Annotated in this window: 13 protein-coding genes; 7 read left to right on the forward strand and 6 right to left on the reverse strand. The window is 29.9% G+C overall.

Annotation, left to right across the window (positions count from 1 at the left end; all coding sequences use genetic code 11):
• Position 1: 1 nt before the first annotated feature.
• From AXG55_RS09155 to AXG55_RS09170, 4 genes are read right to left on the reverse strand one after another with little or no spacing between them, the layout of a single operon-like run.
• Entirely contained in the window at positions 2-775 is a 774-nt protein-coding gene (locus tag AXG55_RS09155; protein WP_148697822.1) for a TadE/TadG family type IV pilus assembly protein, read from the reverse strand.
• Positions 756-1,481: a hypothetical protein gene (locus AXG55_RS09160; protein ID WP_148697823.1), complete on the reverse strand. Its 726-nt coding sequence runs from the start codon at positions 1,479-1,481 to the stop codon at positions 756-758. Before AXG55_RS09160 ends, AXG55_RS09155 begins: the two co-directional genes overlap by 20 nt.
• A gap of 8 nt (positions 1,482-1,489) precedes the next feature.
• Complete coding sequence (locus tag AXG55_RS09165; RefSeq protein WP_148697824.1) at positions 1,490-2,347, reverse strand: hypothetical protein; 858 nt, start codon at positions 2,345-2,347, stop codon at positions 1,490-1,492.
• 8 nt (positions 2,348-2,355) lie between these two features.
• Positions 2,356-4,287: a type II and III secretion system protein family protein gene (locus AXG55_RS09170; protein WP_148697825.1), complete on the reverse strand. Its 1,932-nt coding sequence runs from the start codon at positions 4,285-4,287 to the stop codon at positions 2,356-2,358.
• A 249-nt stretch (positions 4,288-4,536) separates the two neighbouring features.
• On the opposite strand from AXG55_RS09170, the gene AXG55_RS09175 reads away from it, so the two are divergent.
• The 7 genes from AXG55_RS09175 (at position 4,537) to AXG55_RS09205 (ending at position 10,304) form a co-directional block, all read left to right on the forward strand.
• Complete coding sequence (locus AXG55_RS09175) at positions 4,537-4,848, forward strand: hypothetical protein (RefSeq protein ID WP_148697826.1); 312 nt, start codon at positions 4,537-4,539, stop codon at positions 4,846-4,848.
• A 21-nt stretch (positions 4,849-4,869) separates the two neighbouring features.
• On the forward strand, positions 4,870-5,691 hold the full coding sequence (gene cpaB, locus AXG55_RS09180) for a Flp pilus assembly protein CpaB (RefSeq protein ID WP_233231108.1): 822 nt from the start codon (positions 4,870-4,872) through the stop codon (positions 5,689-5,691).
• Positions 5,688-7,145, forward strand: a complete 1,458-nt coding sequence (locus AXG55_RS09185; protein ID WP_148697828.1) for a TadA family conjugal transfer-associated ATPase — start codon at positions 5,688-5,690, stop codon at positions 7,143-7,145. Before cpaB ends, AXG55_RS09185 begins: the two co-directional genes overlap by 4 nt.
• A 206-nt stretch (positions 7,146-7,351) precedes the next feature.
• Positions 7,352-7,885 (forward strand): type II secretion system F family protein, encoded by a 534-nt coding sequence (locus AXG55_RS09190; protein WP_233231109.1) that lies wholly within the window; start codon positions 7,352-7,354, stop codon positions 7,883-7,885.
• A gap of 3 nt (positions 7,886-7,888) precedes the next feature.
• Entirely contained in the window at positions 7,889-8,452 is a 564-nt protein-coding gene (locus AXG55_RS09195) for a type II secretion system F family protein (protein ID WP_148697830.1), read from the forward strand.
• 19 nt (positions 8,453-8,471) lie between these two features.
• Positions 8,472-8,966 (forward strand): MarR family winged helix-turn-helix transcriptional regulator, encoded by a 495-nt coding sequence (locus AXG55_RS09200; RefSeq protein ID WP_148697831.1) that lies wholly within the window; start codon positions 8,472-8,474, stop codon positions 8,964-8,966.
• A 402-nt stretch (positions 8,967-9,368) separates the two neighbouring features.
• On the forward strand, positions 9,369-10,304 hold the full coding sequence (locus AXG55_RS09205; protein ID WP_148697832.1) for a hypothetical protein: 936 nt from the start codon (positions 9,369-9,371) through the stop codon (positions 10,302-10,304).
• A gap of 79 nt (positions 10,305-10,383) precedes the next feature.
• Here the strand turns inward: AXG55_RS09205 and AXG55_RS09210 are convergent, their stop codons facing one another.
• Both AXG55_RS09210 and AXG55_RS09215 read right to left on the reverse strand, forming a co-directional pair.
• The gene (locus AXG55_RS09210; RefSeq protein WP_148697833.1) at positions 10,384-11,415 is read right to left on the reverse strand and encodes an ROK family protein; all 1,032 of its coding nucleotides are present in this window, start codon (positions 11,413-11,415) and stop codon (positions 10,384-10,386) included.
• A gap of 133 nt (positions 11,416-11,548) precedes the next feature.
• Complete coding sequence (locus AXG55_RS09215; protein WP_148697834.1) at positions 11,549-12,658, reverse strand: FUSC family protein; 1,110 nt, start codon at positions 12,656-12,658, stop codon at positions 11,549-11,551.

Below are 12,658 nucleotides of genomic sequence, written 5' to 3' on the forward strand. Positions count from 1 at the left end.
ATCACTCAATTCGTTTCTTTAAAAATGATGACAAATCTATTTTTTCTAGAGTGTTTAAAACATCATCTCGATATTTTTTTTCAATCCCAGGATAATTTTCTGGTATGACCATTCCTTTTTCAAATAAAGCTGTAGACACTGGCCAAGGAAAAAATGCGGCTGATCGCACCCGAAACCAAAATAAAGGCGTAAATATTTTTGAAGAAGTATACTGCCCCAAACAGTTACGTTGTTCCTGCTCCTGTCCTGCTACTTTTTTTCCAATTTCAGGTAATTCTGTACGATTTCTTTGAAAATTTCTAAAATATCCCGAAAATAATACGGGAAAACAAGAATTTATTTTTAAATAGACACCTGCTGGATTTTTATTATTTTTATTATTTTCATTAATAAACATGAGATCTAAAGATATTTTGTGTTCCTTTAAAAATAAGAACGGATGTGATTGTGATGCTATTGACTTATCAAAAGATAAAAGAGAAGTATGAAATTGTTGCAATTTTTTTTCAATATCGGTTTTTATATTCGCGATTAACAGGCTCCTATTTTCATTTTCTGTCGAGACTTGTCCCTCTCTTTTTAGAGAGAGATGTGAAAATGAAATTTGCCTTACAGCATCTGCCGTAATGGCCTGCAAATAGCTTTTAAATGCCATAAGACGCGTGACTTCAATTATGGCATAGGAACAAAAAATAAGAAGGAGTATAACAAACATATTTTCGACTAAAGCCTGCCCTGATTGATTATTCATATTTTCATTTCTTTTTGTTATCATATTTATTTTTCTTATTTTTACTATTCATTTTTAAAAAAAACTCAGTGTCTTTATCAATCTTACTTTTTTTGTCATTTATTTTATGATTTTTATATGAATTTTTTCTTTTAGAAATATAAATTTTTTCTGGATTATAAGCTATTTCTTCAATATTATTTAAATCATCACTTATTTCCTCTTTTATATTTGTCTCTTTATAATTTCTTAACATATGCATATAGCCAATATATATTTTTCGTTGCGTCAGATATCTATCCTGAACGAGACTCACATCTTCATAAATAACATTACTTTTAATTAAAAAAAATGGTATTAAAAATATCATAATAATTATGATTATTATTTTTTTATTTTTTAAAAATATAATTTTATTTAATTTAAAAATAAATTGAAAAAAAACTTGACTCAATAAGACATTTTTAAACCCATGAAATCCATAAGAAAGAAAACAAAAAAAAGAGCTCTTCCCCATTTTTTCATATAAAATATATGACTCTAAATTTTGATTTAAAATAACATAAAAGTCATTTTGAAATAAAAAAACCTCATTATAAGTTACAATAAATTTTTTATCTGAATCCATAATAAGCATTCTATCATTTTCTATAAATTTAAAGTTGAAGTTGATATTTAAATTTAAAAAATCATTCATTAAATATTCTTTCTTATTTTTAAAACAATAAACTATAGTTGAATTATTCTTCATAAAACTCTCTAATTTAAAACTAAATAATTGCAAATACTTTTAGAATGAGACCTATTTAAGACAGGATCAATTTGAGATTTTGGCGCTAAAATAAATTTTACTTTATCATTCATAAAATAAGCATCCACATCTTGGAAAATTATGACATGATGAAATAATTCAATTTTAAATATGGAATAAGATTTAGAATTTTTATTGATACATGTTTTTATTGGAAAAATACCATTGACAGAATCATTCTTATCAATAGAAATTATTTTCTTATAGGGAACAGCTAGATATTGTTCTGAACCATGTCCTTCATTTATATTGTCCATCATAGCAAGAAAACGGAATTCATTGATGCCTTTTATACTTGGAATCACATCTTCATAATATAAATTTTTATTTTTCAATATTTTTTTAGATAAGGGCATATTAAATATAATATTCTTCCATTCGTTATTTGAAACCTCAATTTTTTTATTTATTATTAAATTTTCCTTATAATAATCGATGATAAAAAATTTAAACAGGATGACTGAAAGTAAAAAAAACAACCCTATTCTCTTTATTATTTTAATTTTATTAAGATTTATTTGAAAAAATAAATTACTAATTTTATTGATTATTAAAATTAATAAAGAAATAAAACTAAAAAAATATGACGCCATTTTTATAAAAAAGATGTTTTTTAACTCTATCCTCATATCTGGAATTTCAAGATAATTTTTTAATTCTATTTTATATGAAAAGTAAAAAATATCACTACTAAAAAAATACATTTTACTTTGCATCCCATAGACTCCTCTCATGGGATGAGATTCATCAATATTACAATAACTAAATTGCATAATAGAACGCTGAAAGTCGTAAATTAAATACATATCTTTCCTCAATCTAATAAATCACCTGATATAAGTTTTTTGTAACTCGAAAATTTATTATCAATAAGTTTTTTTACATCTCTATCTTCATCCATCAAGTCATCACGAATGGCGGAAACAGCAACCCATAATTCTGTTTCTGCATCTTTAAATTTTCGACTTTTAAAAAGTTCTCCAATAATGGGAATGCTTCCTAAAATGGGAAATTTTTCGACACTTTTAGAATTTTTTGTTTGAACAAGCCCACTTAATATTGCATAATTTTTATCTTTTAAGACAATATTTGTATTGATTTTTCGGGTGGTAAAACCAGGCACATTTTGATAGGAAAGTGAATCGGCAATATCGCTTACCTCTAAATCAAGTTTTAACCAAATAGAACCGTCATTTTGAACATTTGGAGTAACATGAAATAAAATTCCGAAGGGTTTAAAGGTAACTGAAGAACTGTTTCCAATAGTCGAACTAGAAGTGCTGACAATAGGAACTTCACCACCTGCTAAAAAAGAAGCTTTTTCACCAGAACGAGTGATCACAACGGGTTTTGCTAAATTTCTGGCGAAGGCTCTCTCTTGCAATGCTTTTAATAAGGAAGTCAAAGGTGCTATTTGCAAGGAGGGTTGCGCCAAACTCGATGATAAAACAGAAGGTGCAAAATTTAAGGTACCTGAAAGAGCTTGATTCATACCGGGCTGTTGAAAACCAACTCCCAAATGCTCTGATTTTCCAACCTCTATAAATTCAAGATTAACTTGGACAACGGTACTTTCTCCAGACATAGTGCTTGTGGCATCGAAAATTTGTGGAATAAGGGCGCTTAAAAACTGCCACGCTCTTTGCTTGCCTAAAGGTGAAGTCGGAACTCCTGTTAAAGTATACAAACCACCCCGATTTATAATTTTAAGATTTTTTTCACCAAATAATTTTAAATCAGATTGAACCGATTTTATAACCTCATTTTCAATTTTTTTAGAATAACTAAATGCAGGAAAAAATGAATTTGAATGCGCCGCAACGGCATTGACTAATAGTCGAAAATCCTCAATTGTATCCAAATTTCCTAAAATAATTATTTTTCCATTTTTAATTTGTGTATGAATACCATGAATACTTTTTAGCGGGCGTGAAATTGTAATAAGTGAAGGAGAAGCCGAGTCGCTTTTAAAATCTTGATTCATGAAATTGATATGGTTATTAAAGTCAAAATTTTCATTTCCGACTTGAATATGCCATTTATTTTGCTCTCCATTGGGATAAGCAATTGTAATTAAAGAAACTCCATTTTGTTTTGGAATCATTTTAATTGAGTTTGAAACACCAATTCGTTGCACTTCAACAACATCCGGATCGGAAATTTGAATTGTTTGTGGAGCAGATCCTAAATCAAGTGTTTTTTCACGACCTATAGATAATTTTAAATTATCTTGACTATAAGCTGAAGTAATAAAGAGGAATGCTAATAAAACAAATAATAGAGAATAAATTAATTTAAAATTAACAAATATTTTTAGAAACTCACTTTCAAATACTCTTACTTTTTTATTCGTAGGCATAATTTGTCTTTCAAATGAATAATAATGTAAAATTTCGCTATTTACTTCAGAAATGTATTTCGTACCAAATGGCACTATAAATAAACAATTTTTAGAAATTATTTTGGGTAAGCATATTAAATTCTTTTTTTTATCGAAACAAAATACGGCAATAGAAAAATTCATATTGAACGTATGAAAAAAATATTTATTGGAATATATAATTCCATTATTTATAGGTAAATTAAAGTGATTTAACAATCCAGTGGAACGAGCAAAATTTCCTCGTGGGAATAATAAATGAATTTTGAAAGATTCTTTTTCTGCATTTAAAAAATAAGCACTCTTAATTGGCTGACTTAAGATGAGTAGTGCCTGTTTTATTTGTTTTTGAATAACTAACTTCATAATTCCTCATTTTGCGAAAATGGAAAAATGACATGATTCAAGAGCTTCTTGAAGAGACCTTATTCAGACATTCTCATTTATTTTATATTATTAATTTTATTTGTATTTTTTGTTATTTAAGAATTCCAGTTTGCCTCAATTTTTAAAATTGTAAGTAATTTCAAAGAGAGTCAGAGTGATACAAAATCCGTTTTCATTGCCTGAAAAAAATTTTAAAAAACTTTAAAGCAATATCAAAAGGAGAAAAAAATGTTGCCTAAGAATAAAGTTACCCCTTTCAATTCTAGAGAATTAGGGCAAGGTCTCACAGAGTATGCCGTCATTTTATGTCTTATTGCCATAGCTTCTATTGCGGCAACCGCTTTATTTGGTGGTGCCATTAAAGCTAAAATCAGCTCTTTAGCAGGTGCAATCGCAGGACAAGACTCTAATTTAGTTATAGAATCAGAAAAAAAAGCCACCTCTGCAGCTAAAAAAGCTCTTAAAAATGCATCTTCTGTAACTGGCAATACCTCTATTAAAAAGGATGAAGACATTTTTGATACTGAAACTTTAGAATAACAATTCATGACGGTAAATAGTATGAGTTTTGAAATCCAATGGAAAGAAAATGAAAAACAAGAAAATCAAAATCGGGATGAATCTAAAAATAAATACTTAATTGCAGTGACTTTAGCATTATTTATAACCCTTTTTCAATTTTTTTTATTCAAATCTATCAACTATTTTTCCAACAGCAGTATAAATCATAATTTATACCCTGTCTTAGTTGCAAATAAAAATATTAAATTAGGACAATTGATTGCTGAATCCGATTTAAAACTCATTGAAATGAATTTAGGGGAAAGTAAAACGCAATTTATTTTAAATGACGAAATAAATTCCTATATTGGCAAAGCTGCTATAGTTCCTTTAAATGAAAATACCCCTTTATTAAAAAATTCATTCATGAGCGCATTTCAAAAAAATTCCTTGCCTGATAAAATTCCTGTGGGTAAAAGGCTTTATGTTTTAGACTTAGATTTTGGATCCATAGGATCATTATTGCGCGTAGGAGATAAAATTGATCTCATTGCTTATCTTGATATTCCTAAATTTGGTAAGGCAACAGAAAACATATTAACCGACGTCCAAATTGTAGGAATTGGAGATCAATTAGAAGAGAGAGGAAAATCACGTCATGCTAATTCGATTAGTTTTTATATTTATCCTGAAGAAGTAAAAATAATTTCATTTATGAAACAATATGCAAAATTTTCTGTTTCTTTAAGAAATCCGAATGATTCTTCTTCTCAATCAGGTGAAGCAATGACTTTAAATAAATTCATTGAAGATGAAAGAATTCAAAAAATCATTAAAAATGATTCCTTTCAATTTATACAAGGAAAAAAAGATCACCCATGAGCTGGCTCTTAATCGATAAAAAATCAGAAAAAACAGCGGAAGTATTTGATAATAGAATACTGACTATTGGGAATACAAAAGATTGTGATATTGTTATATCAGAAAAAGAAAAAGTACAAATTTATTCTCAAATTTTCTTAGAAAACGGTTTTATATTTCAGGAGAACTTCAACTCTAAAAATGTTTTTTATTTAAATAAAATTTTTTTATTTCATAATCATAAATTTGAATTTAAATACAACAAAAAAAACAATTTCATACTACCAAATGAAAATGAAATATCCTTCATATATCATTCTGAATTATTCAAAAATACCCTGAATTTTGTGCAAAATGAATTTTCAAAAAATCAAAAATTATTGCTTTTACCAAAGCAGGAACAAGAAATTTATTTTCTGCAAGAAGCATGTCATTATTTAAATAAATTTTATTGGGATGATAAGGATATTTATAAAAGCGAGCATCGTTTACATTTTCAAAAAATCATTTGGTGTCTTTGCTCTCAAGCCTTTGCTCAAGGAGTCTTAACTTTATTATTATTGGATGATTCCGTAACTGAAATTATGGTCAATGACGCTCAGCGTATTTATTTAGAACGCAATGGCACAATTTCTTTGTCCGATTTAATGTTTGACAATAACAATGCACTTATGGCCATTATTGAACGTATGTGCAATCAAGTAGGCAGAAGAATCGATGAAAGCATCCCCTTTTGTGATGCGCGTCTGCCCGATGGCTCCCGCGTTCACGCCATCATTCCCCCCTTAGCATTAAATGGTCCGTGCCTAACCATCCGCAAGTTTCCAAAACAATGTTTTTCTATAGAAGATCTGATTGCTAAAAAATCAATATCAGAAGACATTCTTCCTATTTTAAAAGACATTATTATTTCACGAAAAAATATTTTAATTTCAGGAGGAACGGGCACGGGAAAAACAACTTTACTGAATTGTTTAACCACCTGGATTCATCCCAATGAACGCATTATTACAATTGAAGATTCCGCCGAACTCAAACTGCAACAGCCCCATGTCATTCGATTAGAAAGCAGAAAAGAAAATATTGAAGCAAAAGGGGGCGTGAGCATCCGCGAACTTGTCAAAAATGCGCTTCGCATGCGACCCGATAGAATCATAGTAGGAGAGTGCCGCGGTGGCGAAGCATTAGACATGCTACAAGCTATGAATACGGGACATGATGGCAGCATGACAACGATTCACTCCAATTCCGCAGAAGATGCTCTCCGCCGTCTTGAGACGTTGGTTTTATTTGCTTCTTCCGAGCTTCCTTCACGAGCCATTCGCGAGCAAATTGCCTCTGCGATTCATTATGTCATTCAATTAACTCGGAAGTCTGATGGGCATCGTTGTGTGACTTCAATTCATCAAATTGTTACTTTATGTGAAAGAACTCATAAATTTATTACAAATTCTCTATTTGAATGGAACAAATGACATTTATATTAATCATTTTTATTATTATATTTTACACTTTACTCATATTTATTTTACCTAAATCCATGAGTATAAAATATAGTTTATTTTTTTATTTTTTAACAAATCCACTTTTATTTTTTATCTTTCCATTTTGCAAAAAAAAACTCATCCAAATTAAATTTCTATTCATTGAAAATATAAACAAGAAAAAGCAGATAAAAGAAATGCCAAAACTGATTGAATATTTTATTTCATATCTTAAAGCTGGGATCCAAGTTCCTTATTGTCTTAATCTTATTTTAAACAAATACAAATGGTCTCCCCCCATACAAAAGACAATCTATCAAATCATTACATTTTATAACCAAGGTATGTCTTTAGATTCTGCTGTAAAAGCTCGCATTATTTCATTGGGAAACCATAAAGATCATTATTTTATGGTTTATTTTTTAACATCCCTCAGAGTAGGATACAAAAGCGGTGGCAATATGATCTCCACTCTTGAAAATGTAAAATCGAAAATTGAAAGCAACATTCTGTTAAAAAGAAAAATAAAGTCCACTACAGCTCAAATAAGATTACAGGCACTGATTATAGCAATGGCTCCTTTAATTTTAGGTATAATTTTGTGGTTTATAGTTCCTTCCTATATTTTGTTTTTTTTCGAAAATGCGGTTGGCAATTTACTCCTTCTTATGATGATATTTTTAAATATGATTGGGTTTTATTTTCTAAAAATGATTGCAAGGATCGCATGATAAATGTATTTTATAGTCATTTCTTTTATATTAAATTTTATAATTTTAAATTATTTCAAAATTGATTTAAAATTAATCAATCTAAAACCTCTTCAAAGCAGAAAAAACCAATATGTATCTATGCTTTTTGCGACTGCTGATTTTATTGATACTATCCTTTTACATCTTGAAGCAGGAAGCAATATTTTTCATTCCTTTAAAAACGCTACGGAAAATTCTTTAAATGAAGATCTCAAAAGAAATGCGAAAGAAACACTCATACTCTACTCTATGGGTTGTTCCTTTAGCGATTCCTTAAAAAATTCAATAAATGAAAAGAGCGACCCATTTTACAACGAAATGGTTGAATGTATTCATTTATCATTACTACTTGGTACGACTTTAAAAGAGAATCTCGTTCAATTATCCGCAAGTTTGAGAATTCGCGCCCAACTCAGCATCGAAGAAAGCATGTCACAAGCCCCTGTAAAAATGATCTTTCCACTGGTTTTCTTTATTTTTCCAGTTATATTTATTCTTCTTGTTAGTGGCTTCATTCAGGACTTCATAAGTACAATGCGTTTTTAATAATTAGTCGGAGAAAGACATGGACAACCTAGAATTACCAACGAATGATAGGATATCGGAAATCCCAAAATTTAAAACGGATAATTTAAGTCTCGATGCCATGCTTGAGTTCTATTTTATCGATACCGTAAATCTTTGGAGAAATAAATTAGACGAATTGGGAAAAGAATACGATTTGAGCAGGTTGGAACGGCGTATTCTCGTCTATATTGGTAGAAATCCCGGAATTCGCCAGGCCGATCTTGCTCTTATCATGGATGTGGAGCCACAAAGTCTCACCCGTTCTTTAGAAAATATGGAACAAAAAAAATGGTTACAAAAACAAGATGACAACAAAGATAAAAGAGCAAAAAGTCTCCATTTAACAGATATGGGAGAGCAAAAACTTGAAGATGCCTTTAAAATCAGTGAATGTATCCGTCCAAAAGTTTTAAGAAATCTACAAGAAAATGATAAAATTATTCTCACCAAAGTATTAAAACAAATCCGTAAAAATCTTGAGTCCCTCATTTAAGTAATAATTTAAAAAAAGATAGGATTCAAATTCTTCGTCTTTATTTTAATTGAAATAAAAATTTAAATTATGTGATTTTATCATTTCAAATAACAGTAATATCAATATAAAAAAATTTTTATTACATTTCTTTATGTTTTAAAAAAATAATAATTACTATTTAATCATCTCCATTTATTACTTTAATAAATAATATTATCTAATTATTACTACTCACTTATGCATGTTTAATAAAAATAAATTAAAATTAATCTTGAATTTAATTTTTTATTTAATTATATTTCACATTGAGTTTTTTGTTTTATTTATTTTTTTTATTGTTTATAAATATTTAATTTATAAACAATATCTATAAATTTATTTAAAATTTTGAGTCACAAAAAAACCACACGGGAGTCATTCATGTCCTTTTTGTTTTACGGAAATAGATTAGCGGATGAAACTGAATTCAAAGATTTCCCCAAAGATATATCCTGTTATAAAAGCATAGGAGGAAAAAGTTCAGGAGCAAATACGAGCGGCATTGCCACAGGAGTCTACGCGGTAAATGTAAAAGGAAAAGAATATAAAGTACTTTTCAAACAGGGAAGAAATGATGCTGAATCTATTTGTGAATTTCTTGCGCATAAAATTTATGAATTAATTATTCCAGGTTATTCATCAAAAACAATTTTAGCTTTTGAAGAAGAATCTTCAAAAAGTAAATTTGATTACTCAAATAGACATAAAAATATTTATGTTGGATCTGTGTTTTTTGAAAATTTTATGGAAACACATAAATTAATTGGCTTTAAAGAAAGACCCTTTTTTTTACAAACATTGCATAATAAAAAAATAAGCCTTTTTATTGATATGTATAAAGATAAATATAATTTAGAAAAAGTAATCGCAACAGCTCTTTGGCTTGGAGATTACGACGTTCATATTGGGAATATTGGCTCAGCTATTATTAACAATAAAACATCCATTGTAAAAATTGACCATGGCTGGAGTTTTGCACAGTTACAAGATTACCCAAGTAGAAAAAAAACGCCATGGGCTTTTTTAAATGGAATAGGAAAACCAACAAATCATTTTAATGATTACAATGTAAATGGTTTTTATTCGAGCCCCTCTTTTAAAAGGGCCATTGAGGAAATTAAATCTATCGATCGAGTCACTATAGAGAATACATTAACAAAAGCATTCTATAATGTTTACCCATTTTATCAAAATAATAAAATATTTAAAAGTCTTTGTAACTGGATTGGATGCCCTTCAAGTAATTTAACCGGAGCCTTAATTGTCGAATATATCGTACGAAAACTAATTAGAAGAAAACTCACCCTCAACCAATAAGTTTGTCATAGTATCGATAAAGTAATGTTGAATTTATCTTTTTTAAAACAATAATGTTTGAATCGCATCAAAAATAGGATTAAAAATGAAGACTATTTTGATCTAAAACAACCAACGCAGCACCAATAGCGCCCGCGGAATCCCCAATTTTATGTTTATAAACAGAGATGGGTTGTTCCGGTAGGTAGGTATTTAAACCAATTTTTGCTTCAAGGCCTTCATAAATTATATCTTGTAAGCTAAGTCCTCCGCCAAATACAAAATAATGAGGATCGAGCATACAAGATAAGGAACCAAGAAATAAAGCCAAATCGGATTTATAACGTTTTACAACAGCAAGAGCGATGGGATCCTGTGCTTTGTACAGCTCAAAAATTTCAGAGGCGCCGGGACGTTTTTCGATTTGAGAATAAATGCGATTATTCAAAGCGGATTCTAATGCAGGGCCACATAAATATTGTTCTGCACATCCCGCGCGGCCGCAATAGCAAGGATATCCTCCCGAATAAAGAGTCATATGCCCCACTTCACCCGCGCCGCCACGTCTTCCTGTAACCACCTTACCATTGACAATAATGCCGCCACCAAAACCGGAGCCTAAAATAAGCCCCACGGTGACTTGTTTATTCACAGGAATTCCCGTTTTTTTAAAATAATCTAATCCGGCACCACACAGAGTTTCTGCCAGTGCAAAACAATTGGCATCATTTTCAGAAATAATAGGGAAAGATACTTTTAATTTATCGCGTAGATCTTGGTGTAAATTATGACCCACAAGAATCATAGTGTTACTTGATGTGACGATTTCTGTTTTGGGATCGACAGGACCTGGAACACTCAATCCAATGCCGGATAAAGAATGAATATCTAAATTTTTTTCAGCACAAACTTCTTTGGCAAGCAAAGCCATTTTATCGATTATTTGCTCATAGCCATGATGTCGTTCCGTAGCAATTCGTTTTTTAAAGAGGACAAAACCTGGCACAATTTCACCCGTTGATTTTTGGAATTCAAACGAGGAAAGAAAAGGTTCATCCTTTTTAAGCTTGCCAATATGAATCAACATAGCTTCCATTTTTGTTCCACCAATATCAAACCCAATAAGATGCATAATCACGTCTCCAACAGAACAAGCAAAAAATAGAAATTGTAGCTTGCCATACTTAGCGCAGGAATATCAACTTAGAAGGCAAATAAAATAAACTTAATCTATAATATGAATGTCTGTAAAGAAGCGCTCTTAATCAGCTACTATAATATTCTAATATTGTATTTATGTCTGCATTCATAGACTTAACTTCTTGTAAAAGTCTTTGCAATAAGGAGCGGTGTTTGATCATTTCAAGGGATACGGTTTTTCCCGGATGTTGGTAAAGAAAGTGCATAGCTTCATTTTCAAGTTTTGAGAACAGTTCCGTATCTTCTCCCATTTGTTTAAGCTCCAGAGCTTTGTCTTTGGAAAGAGGCAGACGTGCCACACATACTCTAAATAAATTCTGAATAGAAATAAGCTGCTCAGTCATGTAATAAATTGATTCTTTTCTTTTTTCAAAAGAATTAACACGTAAGGAATTATAAATTGTTAATAACGAATAATGAATTCTTTCTTGAGATAAAATAAATGCCTCATATTCTTTTAAAGGATAATTATTTGGTCCCAGCTCATGATTTATTTCAATAATTTTACTCCGAGCATTTTGATTATTTGTCGCAGATAAAACTTTTTGCGAATAGACTTCATCATCCTTAATTTTTCCCTCAATCCAATCGATTATATCCTGAAATAAATTTTCTGTTTCTGAAACAACATTTACTAAATTTACTTTAAATGTTTTTCTTGCAAAATCAGGCCAAAGTAACAATGATCCTAAAGTACCAAATAAGGCACCAATTGCAACATCTTCTATGCGCAATAAAGCAAATTGATCACCATCAGGAAAAATAGTGGAATAAAAAGAAATTAATCCAAAGGTAAAGAAAAAGACAGTATAAGTATAAGAATAAGCGGTATAGACTGAATTATAAATAGCAAATATACAAGAAATAAGAAGAAGAAAAAAAGATATAAACACATTCCCTGATAAAAGAATAGTCACAGCAAAAGCAAGAGCACACCCTAATACCGTCCCTAGAAGTCTTTGTTTCACTCTTAAAATAGTGGCACCAAAATTGGCCTGAAGACAAACAATAGCCGTAATTAAAACCCAACCAGGAAATTCAATATTCAACCATTTTTCATTAATAACAAGACACACAACAACGACAACACCCGCTCGCCAAGCTTGTTTTATTTCAAAAATATTAAAATCAAATAGAGTTTTTATAAAGTTTATAAAATATTTAAAAACAAACAT

This window comes from Silvanigrella aquatica, from assembly GCF_001907975.1.
In the GTDB taxonomy this organism is placed as follows: Bacteria; Bdellovibrionota_B; Oligoflexia; order Silvanigrellales; family Silvanigrellaceae; genus Silvanigrella; species Silvanigrella aquatica.